At 59.4% G+C, this 17,490-nt stretch carries 15 protein-coding genes; 7 read left to right on the forward strand and 8 right to left on the reverse strand.

Annotated features, from left to right (window positions below):
• Positions 1 to 124 precede the first annotated feature (124 nt).
• Entirely contained in the window at positions 125 to 478 is a 354-nt protein-coding gene (locus tag ABIE16_RS08580) for a hypothetical protein (RefSeq protein WP_429520888.1), read from the reverse strand.
• Positions 479 to 981: 503 nt separating this feature from the next.
• On the opposite strand from ABIE16_RS08580, the gene ABIE16_RS08585 reads away from it, so the two are divergent.
• Positions 982 to 5,880 (forward strand): NAD-glutamate dehydrogenase, encoded by a 4,899-nt coding sequence (locus tag ABIE16_RS08585; RefSeq protein WP_090455035.1) that lies wholly within the window; start codon positions 982 to 984, stop codon positions 5,878 to 5,880.
• 90 nt (positions 5,881 to 5,970) lie between these two features.
• On the opposite strand, the gene ABIE16_RS08590 is transcribed toward ABIE16_RS08585, so the two are convergent.
• From ABIE16_RS08590 to ABIE16_RS08610, 5 genes are all read right to left on the reverse strand, one after another.
• The gene (locus tag ABIE16_RS08590; protein WP_429520889.1) at positions 5,971 to 6,546 is read right to left on the reverse strand and encodes a hypothetical protein; all 576 of its coding nucleotides are present in this window, start codon (positions 6,544 to 6,546) and stop codon (positions 5,971 to 5,973) included.
• A gap of 145 nt (positions 6,547 to 6,691) precedes the next feature.
• Positions 6,692 to 7,405, reverse strand: coding sequence for an ATPase (locus ABIE16_RS08595; RefSeq protein ID WP_429520890.1), 714 nt, complete (start codon positions 7,403 to 7,405; stop codon positions 6,692 to 6,694).
• A 228-nt stretch (positions 7,406 to 7,633) separates the two neighbouring features.
• The gene (locus ABIE16_RS08600; RefSeq protein ID WP_223502188.1) at positions 7,634 to 8,053 is read right to left on the reverse strand and encodes a cupin domain-containing protein; all 420 of its coding nucleotides are present in this window, start codon (positions 8,051 to 8,053) and stop codon (positions 7,634 to 7,636) included.
• Between the two features lie 239 nt (positions 8,054 to 8,292).
• Entirely contained in the window at positions 8,293 to 8,586 is a 294-nt protein-coding gene (locus tag ABIE16_RS08605) for a putative quinol monooxygenase (protein WP_218496030.1), read from the reverse strand.
• A gap of 123 nt (positions 8,587 to 8,709) precedes the next feature.
• Positions 8,710 to 10,143: a PLP-dependent aminotransferase family protein gene (locus ABIE16_RS08610; RefSeq protein ID WP_057714995.1), complete on the reverse strand. Its 1,434-nt coding sequence runs from the start codon at positions 10,141 to 10,143 to the stop codon at positions 8,710 to 8,712.
• 204 nt (positions 10,144 to 10,347) lie between these two features.
• On the opposite strand from ABIE16_RS08610, the gene ABIE16_RS08615 reads away from it, so the two are divergent.
• The 4 genes from ABIE16_RS08615 to ABIE16_RS08630 all read left to right on the forward strand — a co-directional run bounded on the left by ABIE16_RS08615 (position 10,348) and on the right by ABIE16_RS08630 (position 13,177).
• A complete protein-coding gene (locus ABIE16_RS08615; protein WP_057714994.1) occupies positions 10,348 to 10,788 on the forward strand; it encodes a carboxymuconolactone decarboxylase family protein in 441 nt (146 codons plus the stop codon).
• Positions 10,789 to 10,861: 73 nt separating this feature from the next.
• On the forward strand, positions 10,862 to 11,842 hold the full coding sequence (locus ABIE16_RS08620) for a LysR substrate-binding domain-containing protein (RefSeq protein WP_429520891.1): 981 nt from the start codon (positions 10,862 to 10,864) through the stop codon (positions 11,840 to 11,842).
• A gap of 173 nt (positions 11,843 to 12,015) precedes the next feature.
• A complete protein-coding gene (locus ABIE16_RS08625; RefSeq protein ID WP_340316321.1) occupies positions 12,016 to 12,537 on the forward strand; it encodes a GNAT family N-acetyltransferase in 522 nt (173 codons plus the stop codon).
• A 145-nt stretch (positions 12,538 to 12,682) separates the two neighbouring features.
• On the forward strand, positions 12,683 to 13,177 hold the full coding sequence (locus tag ABIE16_RS08630; protein ID WP_057714991.1) for a hypothetical protein: 495 nt from the start codon (positions 12,683 to 12,685) through the stop codon (positions 13,175 to 13,177).
• Between the two features lie 57 nt (positions 13,178 to 13,234).
• Here the strand turns inward: ABIE16_RS08630 and ABIE16_RS08635 are convergent, their stop codons facing one another.
• Together ABIE16_RS08635 and ccoN are read right to left on the reverse strand one after the other, a co-directional pair.
• On the reverse strand, positions 13,235 to 13,456 hold the full coding sequence (locus ABIE16_RS08635; protein WP_150813829.1) for a cbb3-type cytochrome c oxidase subunit 3: 222 nt from the start codon (positions 13,454 to 13,456) through the stop codon (positions 13,235 to 13,237).
• Complete coding sequence (gene ccoN, locus ABIE16_RS08640; RefSeq protein ID WP_429520892.1) at positions 13,456 to 14,883, reverse strand: cytochrome-c oxidase, cbb3-type subunit I; 1,428 nt, start codon at positions 14,881 to 14,883, stop codon at positions 13,456 to 13,458. The genes ABIE16_RS08635 and ccoN overlap by 1 nt, the downstream gene beginning before the upstream one ends.
• Before the next feature lie 359 nt (positions 14,884 to 15,242).
• Here ccoN and ABIE16_RS08645 point away from each other — a divergent pair, with 359 nt between their 5' ends.
• Together ABIE16_RS08645 and ABIE16_RS08650 are read left to right on the forward strand one after the other, a co-directional pair.
• Positions 15,243 to 16,916: a nitrite/sulfite reductase gene (locus ABIE16_RS08645; protein WP_429520893.1), complete on the forward strand. Its 1,674-nt coding sequence runs from the start codon at positions 15,243 to 15,245 to the stop codon at positions 16,914 to 16,916.
• Positions 16,913 to 17,392 (forward strand): DUF934 domain-containing protein, encoded by a 480-nt coding sequence (locus ABIE16_RS08650; protein ID WP_429520894.1) that lies wholly within the window; start codon positions 16,913 to 16,915, stop codon positions 17,390 to 17,392. The genes ABIE16_RS08645 and ABIE16_RS08650 overlap by 4 nt, the downstream gene beginning before the upstream one ends.
• Positions 17,393 to 17,490 lie beyond the last annotated feature (98 nt).

Consider the following 17,490-nt stretch of genomic DNA (forward strand, 5'->3'; position numbering starts at 1 on the left):
TGGCGGGCTTACTGACGCCATCGCGAGCAAGCTCGCTCCCACAGGGGACCACGCCGTCACTGAGGCATGCAATCAAATGTGGGAGCGAGCTTGCTCGCGATGAGGTCGGAACAGGCGCTGATATTCAGAGCTGGCTAATGAAGGTGCCAGTGCCTTCAAGAATGTTCTTCAAGGTCAGCTCAACTTCATCCATATCCACCATGTCGGCATCAAAGGTGATTTCCAGTACATCGTCGCCGTTGAGCGCATCGGCATCAGCCGCGGCAATTTCGATCTTCAGCAGGGAAGGGCTCAGGGTGACTTTCACGCCGTTCAGGGTCGAAGGCTCGCCGTCCAGAGTGATTTCCAGCTCGTCTTCATCCGGGTAGCGGCTCATCAGGAACATTTCGCCCTGGTCGCTGTGGCAGCAGAGCATGGCCATGTTGTCTTCTTCGTCGTCGCAAGGGTTGACGATCAAGAGGGCAGTTTTCATTTTCATGGGAAATTCCTGGTTCGACGAGCGTGGTAAACGCAATAACGGGCGATTCTGCCAGCCCGCGCACATTTCTGCTTGTCCGAGTGTCAATGACCGGGTCGTGGACGGCCAGAGTGTTACTGGTCATTTCTGGTACGCATGTCCCGTAAAACCGGACAGAAAACCGTCATTTTCCTGTGCGAATGCTAGTGTTGTTCGATGCGCATGCGTTGAGCAGCGTACCGTTGACCGAATATGTCGCAGCACCGCAAGCACGGGCCTTGCCGCACTCGTTAAGCTGCGCAACGGATGAGCACCCGTAAAGACATTGCGCTGCACGCAGTCCAGTCGTTTTTGCAGATGCCCATTCACGGAAGGTGAATGTGACCTGAGTGTCTCGTCCAGCTTCACCCACCTGTCACCCTGTTTCCTCTGCCCGAGAATCAGGAACCGGGTGACGGACCACCCCGAAAGGGGTTTTGCACGCGACGCTTTCATCAATAACAAGCCCAAGCGGAGTACCACAGATGGCGTTCTTCACCGCAGCCAGCAAAGCCGACTTCCAGCACCAACTGCAAGCGGCACTGGCGCAGCACATCAGTGAACAGGCACTGCCACAAGTGGCGCTGTTTTCTGAACAATTCTTCGGCATCATTTCCCTTGACGAGCTGACCCAGCGTCGGTTGTCCGACCTTGCTGGCTGCACCCTTTCTGCATGGCGCATGCTTGAGCGCTTTGATCACGCGCAGCCGCAAGTGCGCGTCTACAACCCTGATTACGAACGCCACGGCTGGCAGTCGACCCATACCGCGGTCGAAGTGCTGCACCACGACCTGCCTTTCCTGGTGGACTCGGTGCGTACCGAGCTGAACCGCCGCGGCTACAGCATCCATACCCTGCAAACCACCGTGCTGAGCGTGCGTCGTGGCAGCAAGGGCGAGTTGCTGGAAATCCTGCCTAAAGGCACCCAGGGCGACGACATTCAGCAAGAGTCGCTGATGTACCTGGAGATCGACCGCTGCGCCAACACCGCCGAGCTCAATGTGCTGAGCAAGGAGCTGGAGCAGGTGCTCGGTGAAGTCCGCGTGGCCGTCGGCGATTTCGAGCCGATGAAGGCCAAGGTCCAGGACATCCTGACCAAGCTGGACAACAGCCAGTTCGCCGTCGATGGCGACGAGAAGAATGAAATCAAGAGCTTCCTGGAATGGCTGGTGGGCAACCACTTCACCTTCCTCGGCTACGAAGAGTTCGTGGTCAGCGACGAAGCTGATGGCGGCCATATCGTCTATGACAAGGACTCCTTCCTCGGCCTGACCAAGCTGCTGCGTGCTGGCCTGACCTACGATGACCTGCGCATCGAAGACTACGCCGTGAACTACCTGCGCGAACCGACCCTGCTGTCGTTCGCCAAGGCCGCGCACCCAAGCCGTGTACACCGTCCGGCTTACCCGGACTACGTGTCGATCCGCGAAATCGACGCCGACGGCAAGGTCATCAAGGAATGCCGTTTCATGGGCCTGTACACCTCGTCGGTGTATGGCGAGAGCGTGCGGGTGATCCCGTACATCCGCCGCAAGGTCGAGGAAATCGAACGCCGTTCCGGCTTCCAGGCCAAGGCTCACCTGGGCAAGGAACTGGCGCAGGTGCTCGAAGTGCTGCCGCGCGACGATCTGTTCCAGACCCCGGTGGACGAGCTGTTCAGCACCGTGATGTCGATCGTGCAGATCCAGGAACGCAACAAGATTCGCGTGTTCCTGCGCAAAGACCCGTACGGCCGTTTCTGCTACTGCCTGGCTTACGTGCCGCGTGACATCTATTCCACCGAAGTGCGCCAGAAGATCCAGCAGGTGCTGATGGATCGCCTGAAAGCCTCGGACTGCGAGTTCTGGACCTTCTTCTCCGAGTCCGTGCTGGCCCGTGTACAGTTGATTCTGCGCGTCGACCCGAAAAACCGCCTCGATATCGACCCGCTGCTGCTGGAAAAAGAAGTGGTGCAGGCCTGCCGCAGCTGGCAGGACGACTACGCCGCCCTGACCGTTGAAAGCTTCGGTGAAGCCCATGGCACCAACGTGCTGGCCGACTTCCCGAAAGGCTTCCCGGCTGGTTACCGCGAGCGTTTCGCAGCCCACTCGGCTGTGGTCGATATGCAGCACCTGCTGAGCCTCAACGAAAAAAATCCGCTGGTGATGAGCTTCTACCAGCCGCTGGGTCAGGTTTCCGGCCAGCGCATGCTGCACTGCAAGCTGTACCACGCCGATACCCCGCTGGCACTGTCCGACGTGCTGCCGATCCTGGAAAACCTCGGCCTGCGCGTGCTGGGTGAGTTCCCGTATCGCCTGCGCCACAACAGTGGCCGCGAGTTCTGGATTCACGATTTCGCGTTCACCGCCGCCGAAGGCCTGGAACTCGACATCCAGCAGTTGAACGACACGCTGCAGGACGCATTCGTCCACATCGTGCGTGGCGATGCCGAGAACGACGGGTTCAACCGTCTGGTACTGACCGCCGGCCTGCCATGGCGCGACGTGGCGCTGCTGCGTGCCTACGCCCGCTACATGAAGCAGATTCGTCTGGGCTTCGACCTGGGCTATATCGCCAGCACCCTGAACAACCACACCGACATCGCTCACGAGCTGACCCGGTTGTTCAAGACCCGTTTCTACCTGGCGCGCAAGCTGACCGGCGAAGATCTGGGAGACAAGCAGCAACGCCTGGAACACGCGATCCTCAGCGCCCTGGACGACGTTCAGGTACTGAACGAAGACCGCATCCTGCGTCGCTACCTGGACCTGATCAAGGCCACCCTGCGCACCAACTTCTACCAGACTGACGCCAACGGCCATAACAAGTCGTACTTCAGCTTCAAGTTCAACCCGCACTTGATTCCCGAACTGCCCAAGCCTGTACCGAAGTTCGAAATCTTCGTTTACTCGCCGCGCGTCGAAGGCGTGCACCTGCGCTTCGGCAACGTGGCCCGTGGTGGCCTGCGCTGGTCCGACCGTGAAGAAGACTTCCGTACCGAAGTCCTGGGCCTGGTAAAAGCCCAGCAAGTGAAGAACTCGGTGATCGTGCCGGTGGGTGCGAAGGGCGGCTTCCTGCCGCGTCGCCTGCCACTGGGCGGCAGCCGTGACGAGATCGCGGCCGAGGGCATCGCCTGCTACCGCATCTTCATTTCGGGCCTGCTGGACATCACCGACAACCTGAAGGACGGCGCCCTGGTGCCGCCGGCCAACGTCGTGCGTCATGACGACGATGACCCGTACCTGGTCGTAGCGGCGGACAAGGGCACTGCGACCTTCTCCGACATCGCCAACGGCATCGCCATCGACTACGGTTTCTGGCTGGGTGACGCGTTTGCGTCCGGTGGTTCGGCCGGTTACGACCACAAGAAAATGGGCATCACCGCCAAGGGCGCGTGGGTCGGCGTACAGCGCCACTTCCGCGAGCGCGGCATCAATGTCCAGGAAGACAGCATCACCGTGGTCGGTGTCGGCGACATGGCCGGTGACGTGTTCGGTAACGGCTTGCTGATGTCCGACAAGCTGCAACTGGTCGCAGCGTTCAACCACCTGCACATTTTCATCGATCCGAACCCTGAGCCGGCGTCGAGCTTCGCCGAGCGTCAGCGTCTGTTCGACCTGCCACGTTCGGCCTGGTCGGACTACGACACCAGCCTCATGTCCGAAGGCGGCGGCATCTTCTCCCGTAGCGCGAAGAGCATTGCGATTTCCCCGCAAATGCAGGAACGCTTCGATATCCAGGCCGACAAGCTGACCCCGACCGAACTGCTCAACGCCTTGCTCAAGGCACCGGTGGATCTGTTGTGGAACGGCGGTATCGGTACTTACGTGAAGGCCAGCAGCGAAAGCCACGCCGATGTCGGCGACAAGGCCAACGATGCACTGCGGGTGAACGGCAACGAACTGCGCTGCAAAGTCGTGGGCGAGGGCGGTAACCTGGGCATGACCCAACTGGGTCGCGTCGAGTTCGGCCTCAATGGCGGCGGTTCCAACACCGACTTCATCGACAACGCCGGTGGTGTGGACTGCTCCGACCACGAAGTGAACATCAAGATCCTGCTCAACGAAGTGGTTCAGGCCGGCGACATGACCGACAAGCAACGTAATGAGTTGCTGGCGAGCATGACCGACGAAGTCGGTGGTCTGGTGCTGGGTAACAACTACAAGCAGACTCAGGCCCTGTCGTTGGCAGCCCGCCGTGCATTGCCGCGGATTGCCGAATACAAGCGCCTGATGAACGACCTGGAAGGTCGCGGCAAGCTGGATCGCGCCATCGAGTTCCTGCCGGCCGAAGAAGCGATCAACGAGCGCATCGCCGAAGGTCATGGCCTGACCCGTGCCGAGCTGTCGGTGCTGATCTCGTACAGCAAGATCGACCTCAAGGAGCAGTTGCTGGGCTCCCTGGTGCCGGACGACGACTACCTGACCCGCGACATGGAAACCGCTTTCCCGCCAACACTGGTGAGCAAGTTCTCCGCGGCGATGCGTCGTCACCGTCTGAAGCGCGAAATCGTCAGCACCCAGATCGCCAACGATCTGGTCAACCACATGGGTATCACCTTCGTTCAACGACTCAAAGAGTCGACCGGCATGAGCCCGGCGAACGTGGCCGGTGCTTATGTGATCGTGCGTGACATTTTCCACCTCCCGCACTGGTTCCGTCAGATTGAAAACCTGGACTACAAGGTTTCCGCTGACGTACAACTGGAACTGATGGACGAGCTGATGCGCCTGGGCCGTCGCGCCACGCGCTGGTTCCTGCGTGCCCGTCGCAACGAGCAGAACGCTGCCCGTGACGTCGCGCACTTCGGTCCGCATCTGGCGGCGTTGGGCCTCAAACTCGACGAATTGCTCAGTGGCGAGATCCGCGAAACCTGGCAGACCCGTTATCAGGCGTACGTCGAAGCCGGTGTGCCGGAGTTGCTGGCGCGCATGGTGGCTGGCACCACGCACCTGTATACGCTGCTGCCGATCATCGAGGCTTCCGACGTGACTGGCCAGGATCCTGCCGACGTGGCCAAGGCCTACTTCGCCGTGGGCAGTGCACTGGACATCACCTGGTACCTGCAACAGATCAGCGCTCTGCCGGTTGAAAACAACTGGCAGGCCCTGGCCCGTGAAGCGTTCCGTGATGATGTCGACTGGCAGCAACGTGCGATCACCATCTCGGTCCTGCAACAGGGCGACGGTTCCCAGGAGGTGGAAACACGCCTGGACCTGTGGATGCAGCAGCATGAAGGCATGATCGAACGCTGGCGTGCCATGCTGGTGGAAATCCGTGCCGCCAGCGGCACCGACTACGCCATGTACGCGGTGGCCAACCGTGAACTGCTGGACCTGGCGTTGAGTGGGCAAGCGGTAGTGCCTGCCGCCGTCGCCGCCGCCGAGCTGGAACCGGCTGCCTGATCAGGCGTTGAATGAAAAAGCCCCGCATCGAGAGATGCGGGGCTTTTTTCATTCAAGGGGCAAGCCAATACGCCGGCCCATGTTTGGAACTCAGCTGTAGGGTGTAGAGCTTGCGGGCGAAGAGACCTGCCTTTCCAGAATTTCCAGCTCGAACGTGGCAATGTCGCCGGACTTGTCGGTGAAGCACCTGCTGTACGCCGGATCACGCCAGATTTCTTTTTTGATAATGGCGGCGTTGCGTGCTTTCAAGTGAACGGTGGCTGTGTCACCGCTCAAATCATCAAGCGTGATGATTTGCTGATTGCTGTCCAGCAAATTGAAGGAGGTGGTATCACCGCCGGCGGCCGGGAAGGCGCCCAGGACGCCATGTTCGTTCTTGCTAAAATATTTTTGATAGTAGGCTTCGCTCAAAATCTGCATGTTGTAGTAGTCGTCATAACACCAGAAGTGGATGACCATGGCCGGCCTTTTTCTGCCACCTACAGGGAGCAGTTCTCGGCTTGCAGGTTCATAGGCTTCGAAGGTAGACACTATATTTGGCGGGATCGGCGATTTGAGTCTCTGAGGTTCAAAATGCCTCGAGCTCAATATCTGGTCAAAAAATGTCATGTTTACTCCATTGCACTTGATGCGGGCAATGAAGGATCTTTCCTGGTCTTTAGTCATTGAGACTTCCCTGTCTGTAGAAAATGGTTGGTCGCGCTTTAACGCGGATCTAAAGATAGCGCTAATCTAAAGTCATGGTTTTGATTAATTGTGAGCAAACCCTTCCTGTCCTGGTCAGGGTTTACTCACATTATCTGCCTTAGTCTTAATACAATTTCCGCTCTGAGGTCTGGTGGATCATCGAGACGTTACTTGTCGGGCTGGTCAATAAATTACTGAGCGACTGGTCAAATTTCTGCAATGCCCTTACTTGCACGTTTTGTTGCTCGTTAATATCGGCAACAATCTCTTCACTGCGTTTATAGTCCGCCCATACCGGGCTGAGCGCTCTGGCGTCATAACCTTGTGCGGTGCCAATGTAGTTGAAGTGGCTGTCATAGAAATCGGCACTGACTTTGGACTCGACGTCCGAACTGCGCGAGGTGATCAATTGGCTGCGGCTGTCGACAATGGCTACCACATCCGGTTTCGCCGCCTTGAGGCTCTGCATGTCCGGGTACACGGTGACCGATCCGAATTGCCGTTGAAGCGAGGCCTTGACCCAATCCACCGCAAGGTCGGGTTTGGAGGTGGCGACGTAGGCGTCGTGGATCTCCCGTACCAGCAGGCTCTGGCCGAAACCCGTGCCGGCATTGGCCTGGTAATCCTGTAGATAGGCACGGTTAGCCTGGGTGTTTTGGCTGTACACCACACCCAAGGCCACATTGCTGCCGTTGGGAATACGAGTCGCGTTGCTGCGGCCGACCGGTTCGGTGAACACACTTTCCAGCGAAGGCCCCGCAGAGGGTGCGGTGGGAACCGAGCAGCCAGCCAAAAGCGCAGCTGATAGGGTAAGCGTACTGACAAATGCAAGTTTCATTGTGTTACTCCAGTGAAACAACATCAGTAAGGAAGTTGAAACTGCCGGAATTGATCGGCAGTTGCTCCAGACTAAAACGGGAAGCGCAGAATGAAATAGCCGATTGCGTGGATATCAGTCGACCTATAGTTTTGTTTGATTTAAATAAGTCGGGTTAATTGCCCCGGGAAATAAAAACGCCCGAATAGCAAATTTGGGCGTGTTTGTTTATGGCTATTCGATCAGCGATCAGTTTTTCAGGGGGACCAGCACCTGTTCGTCCGGCGACAACACCATGAACACCAGCAACTTGGCAGGCTCGGTAACGCTGGCGTTTTTCGATACCAGATGCTCGGAGCCGGCTGCTTCGTACCAGTATTCGCCCGCCTTGTACGTCACGGCTTTCTCGCCTTTCACGTGAGAGGTGACAGACCCTGAAAGGACGTAGGCCATGGCTGTACCGTCGTGCTTGTGGGCAATGGACGATTGGCCGGGCTTGTAGTCGACTTCGATCATCAGCGCTTTTTTGCCCGGCACGTTTTTCAGCATGTGGTCCTGCAATACCGTGACTTTTTCCGAGGGGTCACCGGCTTCATGGGCGAATGCCGGGGCACCGACGGCCAGGGTCAGGGCAACAAGGGGAGCGGCACAGAAGCGCAAAACGTTCATGGTTCATTACCTGCGTTGGATAAGTGGTCAGGAACCAATCTAGTCCGCCGCGAGGGGCAATCAAACAGCCAATATTCGGGAAGGCCAGGGGACCAATGTCTGGGCAGCTCGCTCCAGCGGGGGGTAATTCTGTAGGAGCGAGCTTGCTCGCGATGGATTCAGATTCGCCGCGTTTAACCAGGAAGCACGCGTTATCGTTGACGACCATCGCGAGCGAGCTCGCTCCTACAAGGGGGGGCCTAGCGGATCGGAAAGCTGTTGAAGTCGACGGAGTTGGCCAGTTGGCAATCGATCAGGTCGATGAAACCCTGGACTTGCGGGCTGTTGAAATGCGATCGCATGGCCTCTTCCGATTGCCAGTGGGCGCTGACGGTCCAGCGATTGGTGTCCTCGGGGCAGCGGTCGACCATATAGGATTCGCACCCGGGAAGTTCACGCAGGGTTTCGACAATCTTTTGCAGTTGCTTACCCAGTTCATCCGAGCGCCCGGCGGCGGCTTGTACCTGTACGGTATTGATCACTTCATGGGACATTGCTCACACTCCTGAATCAGGCCGGACGAATCCTGCTCATTGAGGGATAACGCCTATGCAGGATAGGCCCGGCCCCCGGGACCGCCAATAGCCAATCCCCGGATAAAACCGCAGGCCAATCCGTCAGGCCACTTGCTGCAGGATGTCGCGCAATCGGTCCAGGGCGATGTCGATGTCGAGGGTTTCGATGGCGCCAAAACCGAAAAAAAGCCCGGCCCTGGGCGTTTCCTGATAGAAAAAGCTGTCGATGGCATATAGCCCGACTTCGACTTTTTTCGCCAGTTCGATCACCAATGGAATATCCATCGGCACTTTGCACATCACCACCATGTGGAAGCCGGCAGTGGACGGTACCGCCTCCAGCCAGGGCGAAAGATCGCCGGCCATGCGCGCCAGGATCCGCTCACGGCGCCCGGCATAGATCGTATGGCAGCGCCGGATGTGCTTGAGCAGGCAACCTTCGGCGATGAACTTGGCCAGCGCCCATTGGGGCAGGGTCGAGGTGTGCAGGTCGGTGAGCTGCTTGGCGCGCACCACGGCCTCGAGGATCGCCGGCGGCAGGATCCCGTAGCCGAGCCGCAGTTCCGGTAACAGGGTTTTGGAGAACGTCCCGACGTACGCGACGATTCCCCGTTCATCCATGCTTTGCAGGGAATCGGTGGGGCGGCCTTCATAGCGGAACTCGCTGTCGTAGTCGTCCTCGATGATGATCGCACCCAACTCATGGGCCTTGGCCAGCAGTGCTTCCCGGCGCGCCTGACTCATCGGCATGCCCAGCGGGAACTGGTGCGACGGGGTGACGTAGATCAGGCGCGTGCCTCGAGGAATCTGGTCCACCACAATGCCTTCGGCGTCCACCGGTACGCCAATGACCGTGGCGCCATGGGTGCCGAACAGCAGGCGCGCCGGCGGGTAGCCGGGGTCTTCCATGGCGACCAGGCTGCCCGGACTGATCAGCACCCGGGCAATCAGGTCCAGCGCCTGCTGCGCGCCGTTGCACACCACCACATCCTCATCCTGACAATTGACCCCGCGGGAGAACGCGATGTGCTGCGCAATGGCGTTACGTAGCGCCGGCAAGCCCTCGGGCTGGCTGTATAAGCCCTTGGAACCGGCAATCTGGCGCAGTGCATGAGAGGTGCAGCGCCGCCAGTCATCCTGGGGAAACTGGCCCTTGCTGGTGGCGCCACCAATGAAGTCGTAGCGCAGCGAGCCTTCCAGGGTCGGATGACGCAGAAACACCGGCAGGTTGCGCCAGTACTCGATCACCTCGAAGCCGCCGAGTTCGGTGTGGTTCTGTTTACGCTGCACCTTCGATGAGCGCGCGTTGACATAGGTGCCTTTGCCGACCACCCCGGTGAGGAAGTTTTCGTAAGTCAGTTGGGCGTAGGTGTCGGAAATGGTCTTGCGCGAAATACCCAGTTGTTCGGCCAGCAAGCGGCTGGGGGGCAGTTGTGTCCCGGCGGTCAGGCGACCGGACTCGATAGCGCTGCGCAGTTGGTTGTACAGCTGGCCGGCCAGGTCCTTGCGACCGTTGATGACAACATGTAGTTCCATACCGGCGAGGCTCCGGGGCTGTTGGGCGCGTGTGCGTCGCGCAAGATTACCCCTATCCGCTTGTGGTACAGAAGTTGTGCAGTGGAAAAACCGTCAATTGGTCTGGCGGCGGTGGTCCCCGGGGAAATCGCCTGATTGGATCTGTCATGCCCCCGAGCCAGCGACTACCGTGAAGTTCACATCACGCCTGCACGAGATCGCCCCATGAACCCCCGCCTGGATTACTACAGCGCGTCGCCCAAAGCGATGAAAGCCATGATCGCCATGGAGGCCCTGGCCAGCAGCCTGAGTATCGAGCAGGGCCTGCTGCACCTGATCAAGATTCGTGCTTCGCAGCTCAATGGCTGTGCCTTTTGCACCGATATGCACTCGGTGGATGCACGGCGCCTGGGCGAAAGCGACCGGCGTCTGTATTCCATTGTGGTCTGGCGCGACAGCAACTTTTTCAATCCTCGGGAAAGAGCCGCGCTGGCCTGGACCGAGGCGGTCACCTTGCTCTCCGAAAGCCATGTGCCGGACGATGTCTACGCGCAAGCCAGGGAGCAGTTCAGTGAAAGCGAAATGGTCGACCTGACCATTGCCGTTACCACCATCAACAGCTGGAATCGCCTGGCCGTGAGCTTTCGGCAGACACCCAGCGCCTGAGTCATTGTCACAGCAGGTTCATGAACGATCCGCAGGATGCACCTGTCAGTGTCAGATCGACAGGGAGTCCTCGATGTCATTCATGGAAGCCAGCGCCCACCAGGGGGCTGCGGAATATCGTGTAGCTATTGATAAAAACGCGTCCTGGCGCCAGCTGGCGGCGGCTATCGACCCCGAACTGGCGCTGTGTTTCACCGTCAGCGCCCGTTGCGGTTGCTTCATGCAGGCCGCCCGCAGTCTCAACATCAAGACCACCCGCCTGCGCAGGCAACTGGTGCTGCTGGAAACGCAGCTCCAATGTTCGCTGTTCAACCATGGCGACAATGGTTTGAGCCTCAGCCGCGATGGCTTGCGCTTGCACGCACAATTGATCGCCCTGGCCCATGAGCGCGGTTTGCCGGTGGTCGAGCAGCCGTTGATTCGCCTGGCCGTGGCGGATTCGATCCTGCATGACATTCTCGGACGTGACCTGGTTGCACTGCTGCGGCGCAACGCCAGCGTTCGGCTGGAGATCATGACGCTCGACAGCGAGTTGGCTTTGCAGGCAGTCAGCGCCGACGTGGTGGTGTGGCTGGGCGAGACCGGATCGCCGTTGCCGGGACCGAGCTTTGCCACCACCGAACCCCGGCGCCTGGCGCAACTCGATTACCTGCCGCACATTGCCAAGCGCTACTCGCGGGTTGCCTCCAGGCCGGAATGCCTGGATGACCTGGCCGATTTTCTCCTGGTGCAATGGCGGCAGGACGGCCAGGTTGAGAGCTTCCGGCCATGGAATACGCTGGTGGAGCAGCGCCCGGCCGGGGTGGTGCAACTGCAATCCTGGGAGCTGATGCTGGAGATGATCCGTTGCAGTGCCGGCATCGGCCTGCTGCCGCACTACATGAGCCACTTCGACCGCGGGCTGATTGCCTTGCCGGGCCTGTTTGACCAGCCTATGCGGCGTCAGGTGTGGATGGCGGTCAATGCTGATTCCGGGGACGACGAGCAGGTACGGATGTTCGTCGAATTGATCGAAAACACTTTCAGCGAGCGCCGGGAGTGGTTCGAAAGCTGAGCATGATTAAAATGTGGGAGCGGGCTTGCTCGCGAAGGCGCCATCACATCCGACATTGAAGACGACTGGTCAACCGCCTTCGCGAGCAAGCCCGCTCCCACATTGGTTCTCGCCACACGCGAAGGTCGCGTTGTAGAGTGAACGGCCATGTCTGCTTCAAGGATGATTCACCCATGCCAACCACCGAACCCGTCATTACCCTCGAACGCTTCAACGAATCCCATATCGAAGGCGTTGCGGCGTTGTACAACGACCCGGCCATCGCCCGTCAAACCCTGCAAATGCCGTTTCAGTCCACCGAACTCTGGCGCAGTCGCCTGGCGCTGGATAACGAACGCTTGGTGAAAGTGGTGGCCCTGCATCAAGGCACGGTCATCGGCAACATTGGCCTGGAGCAGTTCTCACGCATTCGTCGCAGCCATGCTGGCAGTTTCGGCATGGGCGTTGCAGTGGCGTGGCAGGGCAAGGGTGTGGGCTCGAAGCTGCTCGCGACGGCGCTGGATATCGCCGACAACTGGATGAATCTGCAGCGCATCGAGCTTTCGGTGTATGCCGACAACGAAGCGGCCATTTCCCTGTACCGCAAGTTCGGCTTCGAAACCGAGGGCCTGTTCCGCGACTACGCCGTGCGTGACGGCGTGCTGGTGGACACCTTGAGCATGGCGCGCCTGCGCCGCACGCCCAAGGCCGGTTGAGTCAGTCGCCCAGGGCGAAGGCCACCGCCTCCTGCGCATTCAGTCCGGCGGTGGCAGTACCGCTCACGCTTTTACTCGTACGCCCGCCACGCGCATCTGCCATGCTTAATGTCCGCAACACCGTTTCAACCAAAGGAACACCGCTATGGACGATGTACAGCAACTGGGCGAAATGCTTCGCCACTACGCCGAAAGCGAAGCGCACAAAAAGCAAGTGTTCGAGTCGCAATCGGCCGAGTGGGCGAAGCGCATTGGTGCGCTGTTCGATCAGATCCAGCAGTGGTTGGAACCGGTCAAGGCACCTGACCTGCTCGTAGTGAACCGCGAAGTGTACGTCGCGTCGGGGCCGAGTGTTCCGGTGGAGAGCTCTCCGTTCAAGACCGAAAAGCTGAGCATCCTGATCACTGGCAAACCGGTGGAATTCGTGCCGGAGGTGATGGGTGTCGGCGGGCAGATTTCCGTGGCGGTGATGGGCTTTACAGCAGCACGTTATGGCAGCGTGTCACTGGTGTGCCTGCCGCCATCCACTGGCTGGCAGTGGCGCAAGACCAATGGCTTGAAAGACCCGGACACTTTTGAGTTCGATGCAAACTTCCTGGCGCAACAACTGCAAAGCCTGATTCCCCGGGAGCGTGCCTGAAATCTCGACATACAACCCTGTGGGAGCGAGCTTGCTCCCACAGTAATCGGTGCCACATCAGATATCGAGGGTTTCCCAATCCGGGTTCGCCTCTTGCGGCGGCAGTGTTCTAACGGTTTTTCCGGTCGCCAATTCCACCCGCCGCGCCACTTCCGGGTCATCCGCAAACGGGATCAGGCTTGCATCGTCCAGGCTCTCGGCGGTCTGGTGGCGCAGACAATACTCGACGGCGAACCACAAAAATGCCACACCCAGAATGTTCAATATGACTTCAATCATCAGGCAAACCGCGCCTCGCGTTCGGCCATCGCCACGTCCGTTACCCGCACCGTGCGCCACACGTTGTAGGCCATCAGCAGCATGCCGCTGAGGAAGAACACCCCGCCGGCAAAACGCACGACGAATCCCGGATGGCTTGCCTGCAAGGCTTCGACGAAGGAGTAGGTCAGCGTGCCGTCATCGTTGATCGCGCGCCACATCAGGCCCTGGGTGATGCCGTTGACCCACATCGAGGCGATGTACAGCACGGTGCCGATGGTCGCCAGCCAAAAGTGCAGGTTGATCAGCGGCGTACTGTGCATCTGATCGCGCCCGAATACCTTCGGCACCATGTGATAGGTCGCACCGAAGGTAATCATCGCCACCCAGCCCAGCGCTCCGGCGTGCACGTGGCCGATGGTCCAGTCGGTATAGTGGGAGAGGGCGTTGACGGTCTTGATCGCCATCATCGGCCCCTCGAAGGTCGACATGCCGTAGAAGGCCAGGGACAACACCAGGAAACGCAGGATCGGGTCGGTGCGCAACTTATGCCAGGCACCGGACAGGGTCATCATGCCGTTGATCATTCCGCCCCAACTCGGCGCCAGCAGGATCAGCGACATGGCCATGCCCAGCGACTGCGCCCAGTCCGGCAGCGCGGTGTAGTGCAAGTGGTGCGGGCCAGCCCAGATGTACAGGGTGATCAGCGCCCAGAAGTGCACAATCGACAGGCGATAGGAATACACCGGCCGGCCCGCCTGTTTCGGCACGAAGTAATACATCATCCCCAAGAAACCGGTGGTCAGGAAAAAGCCCACGGCGTTGTGCCCGTACCACCATTGCACCATGGCGTCGGTAGCCCCGGAATACACCGGATAGGACTTGAACCAGTCGACTGGAATCGACAGGTGATTGACCACGTGCAACATGGCGATGACCACGATGAATGCACCGAAGAACCAGTTGCCGACGTAGATGTGTCTGGTCTTGCGTTGCACTAGGGTAGTGAAGAACACCACGGCGTACGCAACCCAGACCACGGTCATCCACACCGCGCCGGTGAATTCGATTTCGGCGTATTCCTTGGTGGTGGTGTAGCCCAGCGGCAGGGTGATCAACATCACCACAATCACCGACTGCCAGCCCCAGAACGTGAAGGCAGCGAGTGTGTCCGAGAACAGCCGTACCTGGCAGGTACGTTGCACCGCGTAATAGCTGGCGGCGAATTGCGCGCTGCCGGCGAAACCGAAAATCACCAGGCTGGTGTGCAGCGGGCGCAAGCGGCCGAAGGTGGTCCACGGCAGGTCCAGGTTCATCTGCGGCCACACCAGTTGCGAGGCGATCCACACGCCCATCGCCATCCCCACGATGCCCCAGATTACGGTCGCCACGATGAATTGGCGGACGACCTTGTAGTTATAGGCCTGTCCGATAGTTGTTGTGCTCATGGTCAATGCTTCCTCGGTTGCAATGCCGTGCACTGTAAAAACACCGGTAAAAACAAAACAGACTCAGGAAAAATTCATTTGTGCGGATCAGATTTTTCGGCACTCCTGCGGAGGTCCACCGTGATCTGATACGGTTTTTTAGAGTTCAAGTGAATCTGTAACGTACTGCGCCGCAAGCTCATAGTCGTTACCTCGAAACGAGCCGCAGAGCCCGACTTGCGCCCCCTGCAGGAGCGAGCTTGCTCGCGATGGAGTCAAGGACGACGCGTTTATCCAGGAGGTTCGCGTTTTCGTTGACCTCCATCGCGAGCAAGCTCGCTCCTACAGGGTTCTGTGCCTAATTCTGATGAGGTAGCCAGATGTATCAGTACGACGACTACGACCGGGCATTGGTGCTCGAACGAGTTGCGCAGTTTCGTGATCAGGTCGAGCGCTTTCTGGCCGGTGAGCTGAACGAAGAAGAGTTCCTGCCATTGCGCCTGCAGAACGGCCTGTACATGCAAAAGCATGCCTACATGCTGCGAGTGGCGATTCCCTACGGCACGCTGAGTGCCCGGCAGATGCGTACGTTGGCGAGCATCGCCAGGGATTACGATCGCGGTTACGGCCATTTCACCACCCGGCAGAACATGCAGTTCAACTGGATCGAACTGGCCCAGGTGCCGTCGATCCTCGAACGCCTGGCCGAGGTGGAAATGCATGCGATCCAGACCTCCGGCAACTGTGTGCGCAACATCACCACCGAAGCCTTTGCCGGGGTTGCGGCCGACGAAATGATTGACCCGCGACCGTTGGCGGAAATTCTGCGGCAGTGGTCGACCATCAACCCGGAATTCCTGTTCCTGCCGCGCAAGTTCAAGATCGCCATCTGCTCGGCCGAGCAGGACCGCGCGGCGATCATGATGCATGACATCGGCCTTTATCTTTACCCAGGCTCCGAAGGGCACATGCTCCTGCGAGTCATGGTAGGCGGCGGTCTGGGGCGCACGCCGATCCTCGGCGTGCAGATCCGCGAAGGCTTGCCGTGGCAGCACCTGCTGTCTTACGTAGAGGCGGTGCTGCGGGTGTATAACCGCCATGGCCGGCGGGACAACAAGTACAAGGCGCGAATCAAGATTCTGGTCAAAGCCCTGGGCATCGAGGCCTTCGCCCGGGAAGTGGAAGAAGAGTGGCAGTTCCTCAAGGACGGCCCCGCGCAACTGACCCTTGACGAGTTCGAGCGGGTGGCCAGTGCGTTCGTCGCACCGCCCTATCGTGATCTGTCCGACACCAGTCTCGATTTCGGCACGCACCTGGCCGAAAACCCGGCGTTCGCTCGCTGGGTGCAGCGTAACGTGCAGCCGCACAAAATATCGGGCTATGCCAGCGTGGTGTTGTCGACCAAGCCCGGCAGCGCTGCGCCACCGGGCGATGTCACCACCGAACAGATGGAGGCGGTGGCCGAGTGGTCCGAGCGCTTTGGCTTCGGTGAAATCCGCATTGCCCATGAGCAGAATATCGTCCTTCCGGACGTGTCCAAGGCCGATCTGTTCACCCTGTGGCGCCTGGCCTGCGGACACAATCTGGGCAGCGCCAACGCCGGATTGCTCACCGACATCATCGCCTGCCCGGGTGGTGACTTCTGCGCACTGGCCAACGCCAAGTCGATCCCCATCGCCAAGGCTATTGCCGCACGCTTCGAAGACCTCGACTACCTGCACGACCTGGGCGATATCAGCCTCAACATTTCCGGCTGCATGAATGCCTGCGGTCACCATCACATCGGCAACATCGGCATTCTGGGGGTCGATAAGAACGGCTCCGAGTGGTACCAGATCACCCTCGGCGGCGCCCAGGGCAAGAACAGCGCGTTGGGCAAGGTCATTGGCCCGTCCTTCAGCTCCACCGAAGTGCCCGAGGTGATCGAGCGCATCATCGACACCTTCGTGCGTTATCGCGAGAGCGAAGAACTGTTCGTTGACGCCTTCCAACGGATCGGGCTAGAGCCGTTCAAGGAGGCGGTCTATGCGAAAGTGCTGGAGGTGTCGGCATGAACAATCTGTTGCGGCTGGAAGCGGGCGTGGCGCGGATTGTCGCGGATGATCCGTGGAAGCTCGTGCGCGACCCGCAAGCACCGCTGCCCGTGGGTGCGACGATTCTGCCGCTGAGCCGTTGGCTGGAAAACCCGTCGCAAAACGGCGTGTGGCTGGGGCCGGACGATGAAGTGGAAAGCCTTCAGCCATGGTTTACCCAACTGCCCTTGATCGCCCTGGATTTTCCGAGCTTTCGCGATGGCCGCGGGTACAGCCAGGCGTATCTGCTGCGTGCGCGATTGGGTTGGGCCGGTGAGTTGCGCGCCATCGGCGATGTCTTGCGCGATCAACTCAGCCACATGCGCCAATGCGGTTTCGACAGCTTTGCCGTGCGTGAAGACAAATCCGCAGAAGATGCATTGAAGGGATTGGCGGGGATGAGCGTGTTGTACGGGCGTTCGGTGATTGAGCCGCGGCCGTTGTTCAGGCGCCGCTGAATTCGGTCCCTGCAGGAGTGAGCTTGCTCGCGATGGACGTCAACGAAAACGCGATTTTTTTGGATAAACGCGTCGCCTGTAACGCCATCGCGAGCAAG

Origin of the sequence: Pseudomonas sp. 2725, assembly GCF_050434585.1 — a bacterium.
Taxonomy (GTDB): domain Bacteria; phylum Pseudomonadota; class Gammaproteobacteria; order Pseudomonadales; family Pseudomonadaceae; genus Aquipseudomonas; species Aquipseudomonas jessenii.